The organism is Streptomyces violaceusniger Tu 4113 (assembly GCF_000147815.2).
Classification (GTDB): Bacteria; Actinomycetota; Actinomycetes; order Streptomycetales; family Streptomycetaceae; genus Streptomyces; species Streptomyces violaceusniger_A.
On record NC_015957.1, the window covers coordinates 7,652,855 to 7,668,751 of the forward strand.

A 15,897-nucleotide genomic window follows, 5' to 3' on the forward strand; every position below is an offset into this window, starting at 1 on the left:
CACCACGGCCCCGGATCGTCCCACCCTGAGGCGGGGCGATCCGGGGCCGGGTGATCGGTCCGGAGCCGTGATGCTCAGCTACCCGGTTCCAGCACCTCCAGCTCGTCCTCGTCCTCGAGCTCTTCGTCCTCGAGCTCCTCGTCGAAGACCGAGCTCATGTCGAAGCGGCACACGACCATATGCGGATCCGCCTGGTCGAAGGGGGCCGAGAGCCACTCCCCCGGCTCCGGGGGCTCCTCGGCCGCCACCACCCAGAGCGTGGAGTCGCCCTCCTCGAGGCCGAACTCCTTGTGGCGAGAGGCGATCTCATCCGCCTCGAACTCGCCGAAGACCACGCCCAAGGCGGTGTGCACACTCTCTCCGGCGGCCGCGCCGCCGCCCTGCCTGTCGCTCCCTGTGTCGATGTCCGGATCCAGGTCAGCGATCCGCTGCGCCTGCGAGAGCAGCCGCTGCGGTTCGACGACGACGTAGTCCCTGCGGATCAGCACGCTCAGCGCGCTCGGCTCCTCCGGCCCGGCATAGGCGGGGAGGCGGTCGTCACCAGGGATCTCGAAGGGCGTCACCTCGTCGTAGGCGTCATAGAGCAGCTCGTCGTAGACCTCGGCTGCCGCGGCCAGTTCGTTGAACGCGGCGTAGACGGCCGGATCGCCTTCCCCCGACCGGCGTTCGACAGCGTCGAGGTGACGATCCAGTGCGGCTTTCACCGCTTCGGCAGCGGCGCGTACCTCGGCAGCGGATGGCTGCGCAGCATCAGACATAGTGCAGACGCTATCCGTAGCAGGGCAGTTCCCGCACAATAGATGCGATGCCGGAATACGAATTCTGTGATGTGTATGTGCCGCGCGGGGTTTCCCGCAAGGCCACTACCCGCCTGCTCACCGACCATGCTGAGTACGGACACTGGGAGTTGGATCGCCTGAGACTCAACCCCGACGGCAGCCGCAGAGTGCGATTGCGGCGCCGGATCATCCGCCAGCTCCGGGCCACCTGGTAGCGGGCCGGTACACGACGGAGCGGGCCCCGCTCGGTGCGGGGCCCGCCGTGAGTGACGCCACGGTCACCCGGCGTAGGAGATCCGGTGTGTGATGCGTGGCATGCGAGGTGCGGTGCGCGGTAGGCGGTGCCCGGCGAGTGAGGCGTTACGACCACCGCACGGCACGATCTCGACCTGTCTCACCTGTCTGTCCCACCCGTCGCACTTGGCAGCGCGATGTGTGATCAGCGCTGCGCGGCGCGGGCCCGTCGGTAGAGCACCGTGCCCGCCAGCAGCAGGCCCGCGGCGGCCGGAATCGCCAGCTCGACGGGGCCGCCGGCACCGGTGTGCGCGAGCTGCTCCTTGCCGCCGAGGTTCGCGGACGGGTCGAGGCCGTGGTTTCCCGCCTGCTCAGCGGGGTCGTCCGAGTCACCGCCACCGGGGTTCGAGCCCCCGGGGTTACTGGGGTTGCCAGGATTGCCGGGGTTGCCCGGCTCACCGGGCTGCCCGGGGTTGCCAGGGTTACCCGGGTTCCCAGGGTTGCCGGGGTTCCCAGGGTTACCCGGGTTCCCAGGGTTACCCGGGTTCCCAGGGTCACCCGGATTCCCAGGGTCACCCGGATTCCCAGGGTTACCCGGATTCCCAGGGTTACCCGGATTCCCAGGATTGCCGGGGTTACCCGGATTCCCAGGGTTACCCGGGTTGCCAGGGTTACCCGGGTTGCCAGGGTTACCCGGGTTGCCAGGGTTACCCGGGTTGCCAGGGTTCTCCGGCACCGCCGGGACCGTCTCAGTGCAGTCGCCGCCGTCGCTGGTGTTGCCGAACCCGACCGCGCTGATGTTGTTCCCGCACACATTGACCGGAACGCCGATCGGGGCCTGGATGTTGTTGCCGGAGCCGACCCCCGACGAGTCACTGGCGCTGCCCTGCGCCTGCGGACCGCCGGCCTGGGTACCGCCACCGCCGGACGAGTCGTCCGAACCGCCGCCGCACCGCCCCCCACCGGCACCGTTGAAGACGCCGATGACGCTCACCGTGTTGCCACACAGATTCACCGGCACATGCACCGGGACCTGGATGTTGTTGCCCGAGACGACGCCCGACGAGTACGCGGCGCCACCATCGGCCCCCGGACCCGCCGCCTGGGCGTAACCGCCGGTCACGGCGAGAACGCCGCTCGCCGCGGCTACGGTGATCAGGCCCTTTTTCGCAACCTGTCGCATAACTGTCTGCTCCCCTAGCCTTCCGTCCCGGCCGGAGTGCGCGCGGGCGATCTCGCCCGCACCCCCATCCCCGGGCGTCCCGGAGCACGCACACTCCGAAACCGCCCGGGGCTCACACCCCGGTGGACCGTGACCCGATGTCACGTGATCGATGCGGTAGTTGCCGAAGGCGGGGTACAGCACCACCCCTTGTCGGCACCGCGGCCCGGTTACGGGCCGCACACACCATGTAACGAGGAAGGAGCAATCAAGCTATCAAGCTACGACACCATTCACCCTTTTTGGTTCCTTCGGTATGTGTGATCGATTAGGCCGTTCGTGCAGCCTTCAGCAGGCGTCCAGGAACCGGTCCAGCACCCGCACGCCGAACTTCAGCCCGTCCACCGGCACCCGTTCGTCGACCCCGTGGAACATCCCGGCGAAGTCCAGCTCGGGGGGCAGCCGCAGCGGCGCGAAGCCGAAGCAGCGGATGCCGAGGTCGTCGAAGGACTTCGCGTCCGTACCGCCCGAGAGGCAGTACGGCACGGCGCGGGCGATCGGGTCCTCGGCCTTCAGCGCCGACTGCATGGCATCGACCAGCGCCCCGTCGAAGTTGGTCTCCAGCGCCTTGTCCGCGTGCACGTCCTCCCGCTTGACCCGCGGGCCGAGGATGCGGTCGAGGTCGGTCAGGAACTCCTCCTCGAACCCCGGCAGGAAGCGCCCGTCCACATGCGCCGTGGCCTGCCCCGGAATGACGTTGACCTTGTAGCCGGCGTCGAGCATGGTCGGGGCGGCGGTGTTCTGGAGCGTGGCCCCGATGATCTTCGCGATGCCGCCCAGCTTGGCCAGCGTCTCGTCCATGTTCTCCGGGTCGAGCGGGGTGCCGAGCGCATCGGACAGCTCGTCCAGGAAGGACCGTACGGTCTTGGTGACCCGCACCGGGAACTTGTGCCGCCCGAGCCGCCCGACCGCCTCCGTCAGCTCCGTGATGGCGTTGTCGTTGTTGGTCATGGAGCCGTGCCCCGCGGTGCCGTCCACCGTGAGCCGCATCCAGTGCATGCCCTTCTGCGCGGTCTCGATCAGATAGAGCCGCAGATCCTCGTTGACGGTGAAGGAGAAGCCGCCGACCTCGCCGATCGCCTCCGTCACGCCCTCGAAGAGGTCGGGGTGGTTGTTGACCAGGTGCTTGGCCCCGTAGACCCCGCCCGCCTCCTCATCGGCGAGGAAGGCCAGCACGATGTCGCGCGGGGGCTTGCGGCCGCTGCGCAGCCGGTCCCGGACGACCGCGAGCGTCATCGCGTCCATGTCCTTCATGTCCACCGCGCCCCGGCCCCAGACGCAGTCGTCCACGATCTCGCCGGAGAAGGGGTGGTGGGTCCAGTCCTCGGCGTTGGCCGGTACGACGTCGGTGTGGCCGTGGATGAGCAGCGCCGGACGGGACGGATCCTCCCCCTCGATCCGCGCCACGGTCGACGCCCTGCCCTTGTGCGACTCGAAGATCTTCGGTTCGAGCCCCACCTCGGCGAGCTTCTCGGCGACGTACTCGGCGGCCGCGCGCTCACCGGGGCCGGAGTGGTCGCCATAGTTACTGGTGTCGATCCGGATCAGGTCACGGCAGAGGTCGACCACCTCGTCCTCGCCCCTGACCGTTCCGGTCGTCGTCGCGCCCGAAAGCGACTCACTCACGATGCCTCCTCGTCGTTGCGCTGCCGCGGGACGCCCAGGTACGGACCCCCGCGGCAGGGGTCACCCGCCCATCCTCCTCCGCTCGCCCGCCCAGCCCAAGGCTGCAATACCGCCGTCATGCCCCCGTCACACAGCGCGGCCGCGGAGGCGCGACCGGCTGTGATCGAGCACGTCCCGATGTTTGCTATGGTTTTCCACGTCGGAACGGCCGCGGGCCGACCGGCAGACACCTGGTCCGGGTGGCGGAATGGCAGACGCGCTAGCTTGAGGTGCTAGTGCCCTTTATCGGGCGTGGGGGTTCAAGTCCCCCCTCGGACACCAGCTCAGACCCCACTCCACGTGGGGTTTTCTGTTTTCCAGGACGGTGGCGTGACCAACCACGTGACCAACAGCCTGGCGCGCCCCCCTTCTCAGGCGCCGGCGCCCCCGTCGACCGGCACGATCGCGCCGGTCACCATCGAGGCACGGTCACTGAGCAGCCACGCGGCCACCTCGGCCACCTCGCTGGGCTCGGCCATGCGGCCGAGTGGGGTCGCCGCGTTAATGCGCTCGATGATGCCCGGGGATACCGCCTCCCACGCGTCGATCATCTCCGTGGCGGTGCCGCCGGGGGTGATGCCGTTCACTCGGACGCCCTGAGGGCCCCAGGTCACGGCCGCGGTCTCGGTGATGCTGTTGAGGGCGCGCTTCATGGCGCCGTATGCGGGGAGGGCGGGGTTCGCGCGGCGGCTGCCGATGCTCGAGGTGTTGACGATCGCCCCACCACCGTTGTGGCGCATGAGTGCGGCCTCGGCGGTCATGGCGGTCCAGTGCGAGCGGAAATTCACGGCGAACTGCTCGTCGATGTCCTCGTCACTCGTGGTCTCGAGCGGGCCGGGCTGCTGGATCGCCGCGCCGTTGTTGAACGCGCCGTCGAGCCGTCCGTGCAGCTCCTCGACGCGGTCGACCGCCGCGCGGACGCTCGCACGGTCGGCGAGGTCCAGGGGGACGGCGTCGGCGACGCCTCCGTCGGCGCGGACCTCGGTGACGATGCGGTCGAGCGCGTCCGTGCTGCGGGCGGCGAGCACGACGGCGGCGCCCTCGGCGGCGAAGAGCCGGGCCGCGGCCGCCCCGATGCCGCGGCTGGCGCCGGTGATGAACACGACCTTGCCGGTGAGCAGGCCGATGGGTGCGATGTCGGTGTTGTTCGTCATGACGACAGTGTCAGTCCGGCCTCCGGGCCGGATGCAGGCACAGGCTGTACCAGGATCCGTGGCCGCGCGGCGTGCAGACTTGGGGTATGAACAGGCAGGAGCTCGGGGCGTTCCTCCGTAGTCGGCGCGAGCGGCTGCGGCCGCAGGATGTCGGCCTTCCCTCCGGACCGCGACGCCGGACACCGGGTCTGCGCCGCGAGGAGGCAGCGGTCCTCGCGCACATCTCCACGGAGTACTACGTCCGGCTCGAGCAGGGCAGGGCGCCGCGGCCGTCGGGCGAGGTCCTCGCCGGGATCGCGGGCGCGCTGCGGCTCACCGACGCCGAGTCCGACCACCTCCACGTCCTCGCGGGTACCGCGCCGACTCGTACCCGGGTGCACCGGCGCGACGTCCGCCCGAGCATCCTCGCGCTCCTCGAGCGGCTGCCGCAGACGGCCGCTTTCGTGATATCCGCCGCGTTCGAGGTGCTCGCGTGGAACGACCTCGCGGCCGCGCTCATGGAGGACTTCGCCGGGCTCGACCCAAGGGACCGCAATCTCGCGCGCCGGGCATTCCTCGGGCCGGTGCCACCTGACACTCCGCTGTACGGGATCTCCGACGCCGCCGAGTTCCGGCACCACGTCGTCATGGAGCTCCGTGCCACCCTCGCCCGCTACCCGACGGATCCCGCGGTGACCGGCCTCGTCGACGAGCTCCGCGACGCCAGCCCCGACTTCGCCCGGCTCTGGGAGCGGCACGACGTACAGGCCGCGCCGGTGCTCACGAAGACCTTCCACCACCCGGTCGTCGGGGAGATCACCGTCGACTGCGACTCGCTCGCGCTCACCGACCACGACCAGCACCTCGTGCTCTACAGCGCGCCGCCGGGATCCCCTGGCGCCGAGGCGCTGGCCCTGCTGAATGTGCTGGCCGAGGCCGGTGAGTCTCTGCGGTAGCGAACACGGCCCGGTTCTCGGCCTTGGCCCGCGCCCGCACCGCCTTTTCTGCGCCGTGGCGAATTTTCTGCGCTGTGGCGAAAAAAATCGACGCGATGTAGATTTTCAGTGAGAGAGGCCGGATCGTACCCGCGGCGCGGCTGCCGCGGCCAAGGGATGTGAGTGGATATGAAGACCTTCCTGATCACCGGTGTGAGCAGCGGGCTGGGTCGGGCGTTCGCCGAGGGAGCCCTCGCGTCGGGGCACTCGGTGGTCGGCACCGTTCGCCGGGAGGCCGATATGGCGGCGTTCGAGGCCCTGGCGCCGGGACGGGCCCATGCGCGTCAGTTGGATGTCACCGATGACGAGGCCGTATGCGCCGTGGTAGACGAGGTCGAGTCGACTGTCGGTCCACTCGATGTGGCCATCGCCAACGCGGGTTACGGCCTGGAGGGGATCTTCGAGGAGACACCGCTGTCGGCGGTCCGGGCGCAGTTCGCGACCAACGTCTTCGGTGCCGCGGCGACTCTGCAGGCCGTCCTTCCCCATATGCGCAAGCGGCGCGCGGGCCACCTGATGGCGGTGACGTCCATGGGCGGCCTGATGGCGGTGCCCGGCATGTCGGCGTACTGCGGGAGCAAGTTCGCGCTGGAGGGCATGCTCGAGAGCATCCGCAAGGAGGTCGCCGCGTTCGGCATCCACGTCACGGCCATCGAGCCCGGTTCGTTCCGTACGGACTGGGCCGGGCGGTCGATGACCCGTGCCGAACGTGCCATCGCCGACTACGACGCGTTGTTCACACCGATCCGCGAGGCGCGGGTCAAGGCCAGTGGCAACCAGCTCGGCAATCCGCGGAGCGCCGCCGAAGCGGTGCTGCACATCCTCGACGTCCCCGAGCCCCCTGCCCACCTGGTGCTGGGCTCGGACGCGCTGCGCCTGGTCACGGCGGCCCGGCAGGCGGTGGACGACGACATCCGCACCTGGGAGAAGCTGTCGCGGAGCACCGACTTCCCCGACGGAGCCCAGCTCAAGGGCTGATCACCGTGCCGGGACGCGGTCGCTGAAGGCCGTGGGGAGCGCGTGGTCCCCGGCCGGACAACGGCCATGCCGTGGGCCCGTGTCCGGCGGAAGTACAGTGCTCGGGAGAGTCGATCAGGGGAGACCGCAGTGGGAAGGCGCAGTGCCGCCCCGAGGAAGGGAGACCTGCGCGAGCAGGCCCTTCTGGACGCCGCCGAAGCGCTGCTCGAGCACACGAGCCTCGAGGAGCTGACGGTCGAGGCGATCGCCAAAGGCGCCGGGATCTCACGCGGCTCCCTCTACTTCTACTTCGGCAACAAGCACGAGGTCCTCGCCGCTCTCGTCGAGCGCACCATGCGCACCATCCGGGCCGCGGCCGACAGCACGGCGCAGGACGCGGCATCCCCGCCCGTCGATGTCATGGAACGGGCCGTCCACGGGGTGGAGCGGGTCTGGCGCGAACACGGCACCGTCATGCGGGCGGCTGTGGACTACTCCGCGCTGCATCCGGTGGTCGGATCCGCCTGGCACGACACGGTCGACGCCTTCGCCCGGGCCATGACGCAGGTGCTGAGGCGGGCGGGGATCCCGGATGAGGACGGCCCCGGCGGAGCCGCCGCGCTGGCCCGCGCACTGTGCTGGATGACGGAACGCACCTTCTACCGCGCCGCCTGCTCGCCCGGGGAAGATCTCGCCCAGGCGACCGTGACCACCGTCGAGATCTGGCGCCGTGTCATGAAGTGATCATGGCTCGGTCCTCGACGCGCACCCGGAGACCTGGGCACGGGCACAGCGAACACCCTCATCCCTCGCCCCAGCGCCCGTAAGGGTCGCGTCAAGGGGGTGCGGATCGGCGTATGGGACCCGTCAACGACGCTCGGATCCAGCCACGGGCCGGGTTTTCTTCTACCGACAACCCGTCCGATCCGCCACTCGCGGATTCCCCCGACCTCTTTCCAGGAGTTCGCGATGGCCGATGTGGCCTTCGTCGTCACCACGCTCGCGGTGTTCGCGCTGGTGGCCTTTGTCGCCAAAGGGGTGACGAAGCTGTGACCGTCGAAAACGCCGTCGGCCTCGTCGTCACCGTCGCCCTGTTGGGCTATCTCGTCCTCGCCCTGATCTTCCCGGAGAGGTTCTGACGGTGACATCGACCGCTACCGCGGCGGGAGGCATGGGTCCCGTAGTCGCGGGCGTGCTCCAACTGCTCGCCCTCATAGGGGCGCTGGCGCTCGCCTACGTCCCCCTCGGCAACTACATGGCCAAGGTCTACTCCTCCGAGAAGCACTGGCGCGTGGAGAAGTGGATCTACAAGGGCATCGGTGCCAACCCCGACACCGAGATGCGCTGGGCCTCGTACCTGCGCGGGGTGCTGGCCTTCTCGGCGGCCGGTGTGCTCTTCCTGTATCTGCTGCAGCGGCTGCAGGGCAGCCTGCCCGGTTCGCTCGGGTTCTCCTCGATCGAGCCCGCGCAGGCCTTCGACACGGCCGCGTCCTTCGTGACGAACACCAACTGGCAGTCGTACTACGGCGAGCAGGCCATGGGCCACGTCGTGCAGACCGCCGGTCTTGCCGTGCAGAACTTCGTCTCGGCCGCCGTCGGCATCGCCGTCGCGGTGGCGCTGGTGCGCGGCTTCGCGCGCTCGCGCACCGGTGAGCTCGGCAACTTCTGGGCCGATCTGGTGCGCGGCACGGTCCGCGTCCTGGTGCCGGGCGCGGCGATCGCCGCCGTCGTGCTGGTCGCCTGCGGTGCCCTCCAGAACTTCTCGGGCATCCACGAGGTGGGCCAGTTCATGGGCGGCTCGCAGCAGTGGAACGGCGGGGCCGTGGCCTCGCAGGAGGCCATCAAGGAGCTGGGCACCAACGGCGGCGGTTACTTCAACGCCAACAGCGCCCACCCGTTCGAGAACCCGACCCCGTTCACCAACCTCTTCGAGATCTTCCTGATCCTGGTCATCCCGCTGGCGCTGACCCGCACCTTCGGCATCATGGTCGGCTCGGTCAAGCAGGGTTACGCGATCCTGGCGACCATGGTCACCATCTGGGTCGGCTTCGTCGCCCTGATGATGTGGACCGAGTTCGCCCACCACGGCCCGGCCCTTGAGGCCGCCGGTGGCGCGATGGAGGGCAAGGAGGCCCGCTTCGGTGTCGGCGCCTCGGCGCTCTTCGGGGTGTCGACCACGCTCACCTCGACCGGAGCGGTGGACTCCTTCCACTCCTCCTTCACGGGCCTGGGCGGCGGCATCACCATGCTCGGCATGATGCTGGGCGAGATCGCGCCCGGTGGGGTGGGCTCCGGCCTCTACGGCATGCTGATCATGGCGATCATCGCGGTGTTCATCGCCGGGCTGATGGTCGGCCGTACGCCCGAGTATCTGGGCAAGAAGATCGGCGCCCGCGAGATGAAGCTGGCGGCCTGCTACATCCTGGTCACCCCGGCGCTGGTCCTGACCTTCACCGCCGCCTCCATGGCCCTGCGGACGCCGCCGAACTCGATGCTCAACTCCGGTGCGCACGGCTTCTCCGAGGTGCTGTACGCGTTCACCTCCGCCTCGAACAACAACGGCTCCGCCTTCGCGGGCCTGAACGCGAACACCGACTGGTTCAACACCATGACCGGTCTCGCGATGCTGCTCGGCCGGTTCGTGCCCATGGTCTTCGTCCTGGCGCTCGCGGGCTCGCTCGCCGAGCAGAAGCCGGTGCCGGCCACCGCGGGCACGCTGCGCACCGAGAAACCGCTGTTCACGGGGTTGCTGGTGGGCGCGATCCTGATCACCACCGGCCTGACGTACTTCCCGGCGCTGGCGCTGGGGCCGCTGGCCGAGGGGCTGGCGTGATGACCACCCGCACAGAAAACCACGAGGACTCCATGTCCACTGCCACTCCGACCAGGGCGCCGCGAGGCGGCGTTCCCACCGGGCACAGCCCGGCCGAGGACCGTGTCGGCGCGGGCCTCTTCGACCCCGGACAGCTCCTGAAGTCGCTGCCGGACGCCTTCCGCAAGCTGGACCCGCGGGTGATGGTGAAGTCGCCCGTGATGTTCGTCGTGCTGGTCGGGTCCGTGCTGACCACCGTGTTCTCGTGTCAGGATCCGGGCGACTGGTTCGGCTGGGCGATCAGCGCCTGGCTGTGGCTGACCGTGATCTTCGCCAATCTGGCGGAGGCGGTCGCCGAGGGGCGTGGCAAGGCGCAGGCCGACACCCTGCGCAAGGCCAAGACCGACACGGTGGCCCGGCGGCTGGCGGCGGACGGCACGGCCGAGGAGCGGATCCCCGGCACCGGGCTGAAGATCGGTGACCTGGTGGTCTGCGAGGCCGGCGATGTGATCCCCGGCGACGGCGATGTGGTGGAGGGCGTCGCCTCGGTCGACGAGTCGGCCATCACCGGCGAGTCGGCGCCGGTCATCCGCGAGTCCGGCGGCGACCGTTCGGCCGTGACCGGCGGCACCAAGGTGCTGTCCGACCGCATCGTCATCAGGATCACCACCAAACCGGGCGAGACCTTCATCGACCGGATGATCAACCTGGTGGAGGGCGCCGCCCGGCAGAAGACGCCGAACGAGATCGCGCTGAACATCCTGCTCGCCTCGCTGACGGTCGTGTTCCTGCTCGCCTGCGTCACGCTGCCGCCGTTCGCCGATTACGCGGGCACGCATCTGACGATGGTGGTGCTGGTGGCGCTGCTGGTCTGCCTGATCCCGACGACGATCGGCGCGCTGCTGTCGGCGATCGGCATCGCGGGCATGGACCGGCTGGTGCAGCGGAACGTGCTGGCGATGTCGGGCCGGGCGGTCGAGGCCGCCGGTGACGTCTCCACACTGCTGCTGGACAAGACCGGCACGATCACCCTGGGCAACCGGCAGGCGGCGGAGTTCGCGCCGGTGCGCGGCACCACCGAGGCCGAGGTCGCCGACGCCGCCCAGCTCTCCTCGCTGGCCGACGAGACCCCCGAGGGCCGGTCCATCGTCGTCCTGGCGAAGGAGAAGTACGGGCTGCGCGAGCGCCACCAGGGCGAACTGGTGGGCGCCGAGTGGATCGAGTTCACCGCGCAGACCCGGATGTCGGGTGTAGACGTCGGCGAGCGGAAGATCCGCAAGGGCGCGGCCGGTTCGGTCATCGCCTGGGTCCGGGAGCGGGGCGGCACGGTCGCCGAGGACGCGGACCGGATCGCCCACCGGATCTCCGAGGCCGGCGGCACCCCGCTGCTGGTGGCGGTCCAGGACGCCGACGGGGCGCGGGTGCTGGGCGTCATCCACCTCAAGGACGTGGTCAAGGAGGGCATGCGCGAGCGGTTCGACGAGCTGCGCCGCATGGGCATCAAGACCGTCATGATCACGGGTGACAACCCGCTGACGGCCAAGGCCATCGCCGAGGAGGCGGGCGTCGACGACTTCCTCGCCGAGGCCACTCCCGAGGACAAGATGGCCCTGATCAAGCGGGAGCAGGCGGGCGGCAAGCTGGTCGCGATGACCGGCGACGGCACCAACGACGCCCCGGCGCTGGCCCAGGCGGACGTCGGGGTGGCGATGAACACCGGTACGTCGGCCGCCAAGGAGGCCGGCAACATGGTCGACCTCGACTCCAATCCGACCAAGCTGATCGAGATCGTGGAGATCGGCAAGCAGTTGCTGATCACCCGTGGCGCGCTGACCACCTTCTCCATCGCCAACGATGTCGCGAAGTACTTCGCGATCATCCCGGCGCTGTTCGCGGCGGTCCACCCGGGCCTGGACAAGCTGAACATCATGCGGTTGTCGTCGCCGGACTCGGCGATCCTGTCCGCAGTGATCTTCAATGCGCTGATCATCATCGCGCTGGTGCCGCTGGCCCTGCGGGGCGTGCGCTACCGGCCGATGAGCGCCGACAAGATGCTGCGGCGCAACCTCGGGATCTACGCCCTCGGCGGCCTGATAGCGCCCTTCATCGGCATCAAGATCATCGACCTGCTCATCTCCGTCATTCCCGGGATCGGCTGACCGCCATGAACCATTCCGTCATGAACACCGCCCGGCTGTTCGGGGCCGGCCTACGGGCCCTCCTCGTGCTGACCCTGGTCACGGGCGTCATCTACCCGCTGGTGGTCACCGGCATCGCCCAGGGGCTGTTCCACGACAAGGCGAACGGCTCCGAGATCACGGCGGACGGCAAGGTCGTCGGCTCTTCCCTGACCGGGCAGCCGTACAACCTGCCGTTGAAGAAGGGTCACGAGACCCCTGACCCCGATCTGAAGTGGTTCCAGGGGCGCCCGGCGAACGGCCTCGGCACCAACAGCTTCAACACCCAGTACACGCTGCTGCTGTCCGGGGCCACCAACCTCTCCGCCGACAGCAAGGACCTGCTCCAGCAGGTCAAGGACGCCAAGGCCGCGGTCGTGAAGAACAACTCGGTGCCCGGCTACACCGTCAGGCCGTCCCAGGTCCCCGCCGACGCGGTGACGTCCTCCGGCTCCGGCCTGGACCCGGACATCTCCCCGCGCTACGCCGAGATCCAGATCCACCGGGTCGCGGAGCGGAACGGGCTGTCCGTCGCCCAGGTGGAGAAGCTGGTCGAGGACAAGACCGAGGGCCGCACGATCGGCTTCATCGGCGAGCCGCGGGTGAACGTCCTCGAACTCAACATCGCGCTCAAGGGCCTCGTGGCCCAGCGCTGACGGCGCTACGCGCCCCGAGAAGCGGGGGCCGGGGACATTCTCTCTCCCTCCGGCCGCTTCAACTTCGCCTGGGGTGGCCCCACCGGCCCCGCCCGCTCCGGCGCGGACCTCGAGCCGCTGGCCCGGCTGCTCCTCGACATCGGGGTGGACCACTGGATCCTCGCGGACTCCGTCGGCTACGCGGCGCCGCCGCAGATCCGTGAACTCGTCACCGCCGCGCTCGCGCATGTGCCCGCCGACCGCCTCACCGTGCAGATCCACGACGGGCGCGGGATGGGCTTGGCGGCCCTGCTCCCCCTGCTGGAGCTGGGTGTCCGTACCCTCGACACCTCGCTCGCCGGCAGCGGCGGCCATCCCGCCATGCCCGGCACCCACGGCGGCGGTGTGTGCACCGAGGACGCGGTGCGGCTTTTGGAACTGGCGGGGGTGCGCACCGGAATCGGCCTGACCCGGCTCATCGACGCCGCCAACTGGCCGGCGGAGGAGGTCGGCGCGCCCGGCAAGGGATTCGTCCGGCACACCGGCCCGGTGCCGGCTCCCGGCCGACCGGGAAGGCGACTCGCCTTCACCTGGTGATACGCGAGTGAGCGGCTACGCGGGTGAGCGGCTACGCGGGGGAACCGCTGCGCGGCCGCTCGGGCAGTACGGCCCGGTCGGGCGAGGGCACGGTGGCCGTGGTGGTTTCGGCGGCGGTGAGGTCTTCGATGCGGTCGGCGAACCCCGGTTCGGGCAGGGGGAGATCGATGTCGGGGTCGTCGGTGAAGTCGACGGCCCGGGCGACGTAGTGGATGACGGCCGTGGTGGCGGGCGGCACCTCCTGCTCCCTTTTCAGGCCGTGCAGGATGCGGAGGGCGGCGGCCATCTCATGGTCGGTGGCGGCCCAGTCCTCCACGGTGTCGGTGACCGGCGGGATGTCGTTGCCCGCCTGCTCGTGCCACCACTCGAGCCAGGCGTGCGCCTGGCCGTCCTCGCCCAGGGCCATGTGGTGGAGGTAGAGGCAGTACGCGGCGGCGGGGTCACCGGCGCCGGCGGCGAACTGCCACCAGAACTGGGCGTGGTCCTCATGTCCGGCCAGTTGCAGGACGCAGCCCAGGACGCGGGAGCCGGGCGGTTCGAGGATGCGGCGGGTGAGGAAGTCCCGAAGCTGGGTCAGGGCGTCGGGGCGGGCGATGATCGCCTCGCACAGCGTGTGCAGGTCCTGCGCCATCCGTTCGTCCACGCCCGGCGCCGCGGCTCCGGCGGCCGCGGATGTCCGCTGGGCGTGCTGCGGAGGGCGCTCCCGGGGCGGGGCGCCGCCGGGGTCGGCGTGGCGGATGGCGAGCCGGGCCTCGGCGGCCTCGAAGTCGATGGGAGGGGTGGGGTTGAGCAGGGCCCGCGCGAGGATGCGGTCAATGGCTGAGGTCATCGGTCCTCCTTGGCCAGGAGTTGTTGCAGGCGGCGGCGGGCGTAGCGGGCGGTGGAGCGGACGCCGGCCTCGGTGATGCCGAGGTGGGTGGCGGTCTCGGCGACGCTGTAGCCGCGGCAGTGGAGCAGGATGACCACGTCCTGCTGGCGCTCGGGGAGCTTCTTGATGGCCTGGTAGAGGTTCAGGCTCTCCTCGAGTACGGCGATGGGGTCGACCGCGTCCCTGAGCATCGCGGTCTCGAAGGTCGCGTTGTCCAGGAGGGCGGGTCCGCGGTTGCGGGCGCGGGCGAGGTCGATGGCCCGGTTCTTCATCACCTTCCAGGCGTAGGCTGCCGGGTTCTCCGTGCTCAGCACCTTGGGCCAGCAGCGCAGGAGTTGTTCGAAGGCCGCGTCGACGGCCTCTTCGGCGTCCGCGTGGTTGCCGAGGTAGACCACGGCCCGGTCGATGTACGCCTTCCGGTGGAGCTGGTGGAAGGCACGGAAGTCCGCGGGGAGTCCGGTGGTCATCGAGGTGGTTTCGCGCGAGCGCAGGAATTCGTTGGTCACCGCTCCCCTCCCTCCCGGTCGCTGCGATGCAGTTCCGATACGCCGACGCGGACTCCCATCGCGGCCGCGCGGCGCAGGAGGGCGATGGCGTCACTGCCGAATACCCGCGCGACGAGTACGGCGGTGACGACGTTCACCACGGTTTGAAGATTCACGGACTTCGTTGTCCTTCTGTTCGTTGTACGAGGGGTGGCCCCCACACGCCCCGCGAGTGCGCGGTGTTGCGCTCTCTGTTTCAGATAGCGCTCACGGACGCCGGTTCGTGCATCGGATGAGCTTAAAATCTTACGGAACGCATCGATCCAATTACGCAAATATGAAAAACATATGGGCCCAGTCTGTTGATCCGGCCCCGATCGCGCCGCCGTACGAGGGGCGGGCTAGCCGGTGAGTGACTGAGTGCCGAGCACGGTGAGCAGGGCGAGGCGTTCCGCGTCCTCGGTGCCGGGCTCGGCGGTGTACACCACGATGCGCAGATCGCTGCCCGCCACCGTGAGCACATCGCAGTCCAGCATCAGCGAGCCCACCCGCGGATGGTCGATGGTCTTGCGCGACGCCTCATGACGGCCGACGGTGCCGGAGTCCCACAGCTCGGCGAACCGCTCGCTGTTCGCGCGCAGCTCCGCGACAAGCTGCCGCAGCCGCTGGTCGGCCGGGTAGCGGGCGGCGGCCGTGCGGAGATCGGCGACCAGCGCGGCCTGGAACTCGCTGCGGGCCTCATGCGTCTGCCGGGATCCGCTGTCCTCGCCGACGAAGTGGCGCCAGACTCCGTTGCGCTCGTTGCCGCGCCACCGGGACGGATCGCCCCTCAGTGCCACGTACGGCGGATTGGCCATGAGCAGCGTCCAGGACGCGTCGCTCACGGCGACCGGTGTTCCGGTCAGCCGGTCCAGCAGCCGCTGGACGCTCGGGGTGATGTACGCCGGCACCGTCTCCGGGCCCGGTGGCGCCAGCCCGGCCAGCCGGAAGAGGTGGGCGCGCTCGTCCCCCGACAGCCGCAGCGCCCTGGCCAGCGCCTCGACGACCTGGGACGAGGGATGGGCGGCCCGGCCCTGTTCGAGGCGGGTGACGTAGTCGACGGAGATCCCGGCCAGCAACGCCAGCTCCTCGCGGCGCAGCCCGGCCGCACGCCGCTGCCCGCCGGACGTCAGCCCGGCGGCCTCCGGCGGGACCCGGTCCCGCCAGCGCCGTACCGCCTGCCCGAACTCCGTGGTCGCCATGACCACCAGTGTGCACCGCGGGCCGGGACCCTTCCTGGTACTCGCGGTCCCAGGAAGACGGGGCGGCTGGCTGCCCCCACGCCCCCGGGCGCAGCCT

At 69.9% G+C, this 15,897-nt stretch carries 18 protein-coding genes and 1 tRNA gene; 11 read left to right on the forward strand and 8 right to left on the reverse strand.

Annotated features, from left to right (window positions below; all coding sequences use genetic code 11):
* Positions 1 to 74: 74 nt before the first annotated feature.
* A complete protein-coding gene (locus tag STRVI_RS31140) occupies positions 75 to 758 on the reverse strand; it encodes a hypothetical protein (RefSeq protein ID WP_014059546.1) in 684 nt (227 codons plus the stop codon).
* Between the two features lie 47 nt (positions 759 to 805).
* Between STRVI_RS31140 and STRVI_RS49045 the strand changes: the two genes are divergently transcribed.
* A complete protein-coding gene (locus tag STRVI_RS49045; protein WP_014059547.1) occupies positions 806 to 994 on the forward strand; it encodes a DUF5703 family protein in 189 nt (62 codons plus the stop codon).
* Positions 995 to 1,218: 224 nt separating this feature from the next.
* Here STRVI_RS49045 and STRVI_RS53790 read toward each other — a convergent pair whose 3' ends face one another.
* Together STRVI_RS53790 and STRVI_RS31150 are read right to left on the reverse strand one after the other, a co-directional pair.
* Positions 1,219 to 2,196: a chaplin gene (locus tag STRVI_RS53790; RefSeq protein WP_014059548.1), complete on the reverse strand. Its 978-nt coding sequence runs from the start codon at positions 2,194 to 2,196 to the stop codon at positions 1,219 to 1,221.
* 327 nt (positions 2,197 to 2,523) lie between these two features.
* Positions 2,524 to 3,861, reverse strand: coding sequence for a M20/M25/M40 family metallo-hydrolase (locus STRVI_RS31150; RefSeq protein WP_014059549.1), 1,338 nt, complete (start codon positions 3,859 to 3,861; stop codon positions 2,524 to 2,526).
* A 233-nt stretch (positions 3,862 to 4,094) separates the two neighbouring features.
* On the opposite strand from STRVI_RS31150, the gene STRVI_RS31155 reads away from it, so the two are divergent.
* A tRNA-Leu gene (locus tag STRVI_RS31155) sits at positions 4,095 to 4,182 on the forward strand.
* Between the two features lie 89 nt (positions 4,183 to 4,271).
* On the opposite strand, the gene STRVI_RS31160 is transcribed toward STRVI_RS31155, so the two are convergent.
* Complete coding sequence (locus tag STRVI_RS31160; RefSeq protein ID WP_014059550.1) at positions 4,272 to 5,054, reverse strand: SDR family NAD(P)-dependent oxidoreductase; 783 nt, start codon at positions 5,052 to 5,054, stop codon at positions 4,272 to 4,274.
* Positions 5,055 to 5,140: 86 nt separating this feature from the next.
* Here STRVI_RS31160 and STRVI_RS31165 point away from each other — a divergent pair, with 86 nt between their 5' ends.
* The 9 genes from STRVI_RS31165 to STRVI_RS31200 all read left to right on the forward strand — a co-directional run bounded on the left by STRVI_RS31165 (position 5,141) and on the right by STRVI_RS31200 (position 13,206).
* The gene (locus STRVI_RS31165) at positions 5,141 to 5,989 is read left to right on the forward strand and encodes a helix-turn-helix transcriptional regulator (RefSeq protein ID WP_014059551.1); all 849 of its coding nucleotides are present in this window, start codon (positions 5,141 to 5,143) and stop codon (positions 5,987 to 5,989) included.
* A 168-nt stretch (positions 5,990 to 6,157) separates the two neighbouring features.
* A complete protein-coding gene (locus STRVI_RS31170; RefSeq protein WP_014059552.1) occupies positions 6,158 to 7,006 on the forward strand; it encodes an oxidoreductase in 849 nt (282 codons plus the stop codon).
* A 129-nt stretch (positions 7,007 to 7,135) separates the two neighbouring features.
* Entirely contained in the window at positions 7,136 to 7,729 is a 594-nt protein-coding gene (locus STRVI_RS31175) for a TetR/AcrR family transcriptional regulator (protein WP_014059553.1), read from the forward strand.
* A 99-nt stretch (positions 7,730 to 7,828) separates the two neighbouring features.
* Positions 7,829 to 8,038 carry a hypothetical protein gene (locus tag STRVI_RS52220; RefSeq protein ID WP_150112938.1) on the forward strand — a complete coding sequence of 70 codons (210 nt, stop codon included), beginning with the start codon at positions 7,829 to 7,831 and terminating at the stop codon, positions 8,036 to 8,038.
* The gene (gene kdpF, locus STRVI_RS47135) at positions 8,035 to 8,124 is read left to right on the forward strand and encodes a K(+)-transporting ATPase subunit F (RefSeq protein WP_043236837.1); all 90 of its coding nucleotides are present in this window, start codon (positions 8,035 to 8,037) and stop codon (positions 8,122 to 8,124) included. Before STRVI_RS52220 ends, kdpF begins: the two co-directional genes overlap by 4 nt.
* Before the next feature lie 32 nt (positions 8,125 to 8,156).
* Positions 8,157 to 9,818, forward strand: a complete 1,662-nt coding sequence (gene kdpA / locus STRVI_RS31185; protein WP_014059554.1) for a potassium-transporting ATPase subunit KdpA — start codon at positions 8,157 to 8,159, stop codon at positions 9,816 to 9,818.
* Positions 9,818 to 11,956, forward strand: coding sequence for a potassium-transporting ATPase subunit KdpB (gene kdpB, locus STRVI_RS31190; RefSeq protein WP_014059555.1), 2,139 nt, complete (start codon positions 9,818 to 9,820; stop codon positions 11,954 to 11,956). Before kdpA ends, kdpB begins: the two co-directional genes overlap by 1 nt.
* Before the next feature lie 5 nt (positions 11,957 to 11,961).
* Entirely contained in the window at positions 11,962 to 12,630 is a 669-nt protein-coding gene (locus tag STRVI_RS31195) for a potassium-transporting ATPase subunit C (protein ID WP_014059556.1), read from the forward strand.
* A gap of 126 nt (positions 12,631 to 12,756) precedes the next feature.
* Positions 12,757 to 13,206: a hypothetical protein gene (locus tag STRVI_RS31200; RefSeq protein ID WP_435532632.1), complete on the forward strand. Its 450-nt coding sequence runs from the start codon at positions 12,757 to 12,759 to the stop codon at positions 13,204 to 13,206.
* A 31-nt stretch (positions 13,207 to 13,237) separates the two neighbouring features.
* Here STRVI_RS31200 and STRVI_RS31205 read toward each other — a convergent pair whose 3' ends face one another.
* The 4 genes from STRVI_RS31205 to STRVI_RS31215 form a co-directional block, all read right to left on the reverse strand.
* Positions 13,238 to 14,035 (reverse strand): hypothetical protein, encoded by a 798-nt coding sequence (locus STRVI_RS31205; protein ID WP_014059557.1) that lies wholly within the window; start codon positions 14,033 to 14,035, stop codon positions 13,238 to 13,240.
* On the reverse strand, positions 14,032 to 14,580 hold the full coding sequence (locus STRVI_RS31210) for a sigma-70 family RNA polymerase sigma factor (protein WP_014059558.1): 549 nt from the start codon (positions 14,578 to 14,580) through the stop codon (positions 14,032 to 14,034). Before STRVI_RS31210 ends, STRVI_RS31205 begins: the two co-directional genes overlap by 4 nt.
* Positions 14,577 to 14,735, reverse strand: coding sequence for a hypothetical protein (locus STRVI_RS53030; RefSeq protein ID WP_014059559.1), 159 nt, complete (start codon positions 14,733 to 14,735; stop codon positions 14,577 to 14,579). The genes STRVI_RS31210 and STRVI_RS53030 overlap by 4 nt, the downstream gene beginning before the upstream one ends.
* A 225-nt stretch (positions 14,736 to 14,960) precedes the next feature.
* The gene (locus STRVI_RS31215) at positions 14,961 to 15,800 is read right to left on the reverse strand and encodes a helix-turn-helix transcriptional regulator (RefSeq protein WP_014059560.1); all 840 of its coding nucleotides are present in this window, start codon (positions 15,798 to 15,800) and stop codon (positions 14,961 to 14,963) included.
* Positions 15,801 to 15,897: the final 97 nt, after the last annotated feature.

Excerpts from the sequence above, each read along its gene's own strand:
- STRVI_RS31170 (WP_014059552.1), top strand. The coding sequence starts at position 6,158 with ATGAAGACCTTCCTGATCACCGGTGTGAGCAGCGGGCTGGGTCGGGCG.
- STRVI_RS31140 (WP_014059546.1), bottom strand. The coding sequence starts at position 758 with ATGTCTGATGCTGCGCAGCCATCCGCTGCCGAGGTACGCGCCGCTGCC.
- STRVI_RS31205 (WP_014059557.1), bottom strand. The coding sequence starts at position 14,035 with ATGACCTCAGCCATTGACCGCATCCTCGCGCGGGCCCTGCTCAACCCC.
- STRVI_RS49045 (WP_014059547.1), top strand. The coding sequence starts at position 806 with ATGCCGGAATACGAATTCTGTGATGTGTATGTGCCGCGCGGGGTTTCC.
- STRVI_RS31195 (WP_014059556.1), top strand. The coding sequence starts at position 11,962 with ATGAACCATTCCGTCATGAACACCGCCCGGCTGTTCGGGGCCGGCCTA.
- kdpA (WP_014059554.1), top strand. The coding sequence starts at position 8,157 with ATGGGTCCCGTAGTCGCGGGCGTGCTCCAACTGCTCGCCCTCATAGGG.
- STRVI_RS53790 (WP_014059548.1), bottom strand. The coding sequence starts at position 2,196 with ATGCGACAGGTTGCGAAAAAGGGCCTGATCACCGTAGCCGCGGCGAGC.
- STRVI_RS31160 (WP_014059550.1), bottom strand. The coding sequence starts at position 5,054 with ATGACGAACAACACCGACATCGCACCCATCGGCCTGCTCACCGGCAAG.
- STRVI_RS31215 (WP_014059560.1), bottom strand. The coding sequence starts at position 15,800 with ATGGCGACCACGGAGTTCGGGCAGGCGGTACGGCGCTGGCGGGACCGG.
- kdpB (WP_014059555.1), top strand. The coding sequence starts at position 9,818 with ATGACCACCCGCACAGAAAACCACGAGGACTCCATGTCCACTGCCACT.
- STRVI_RS31165 (WP_014059551.1), top strand. The coding sequence starts at position 5,141 with ATGAACAGGCAGGAGCTCGGGGCGTTCCTCCGTAGTCGGCGCGAGCGG.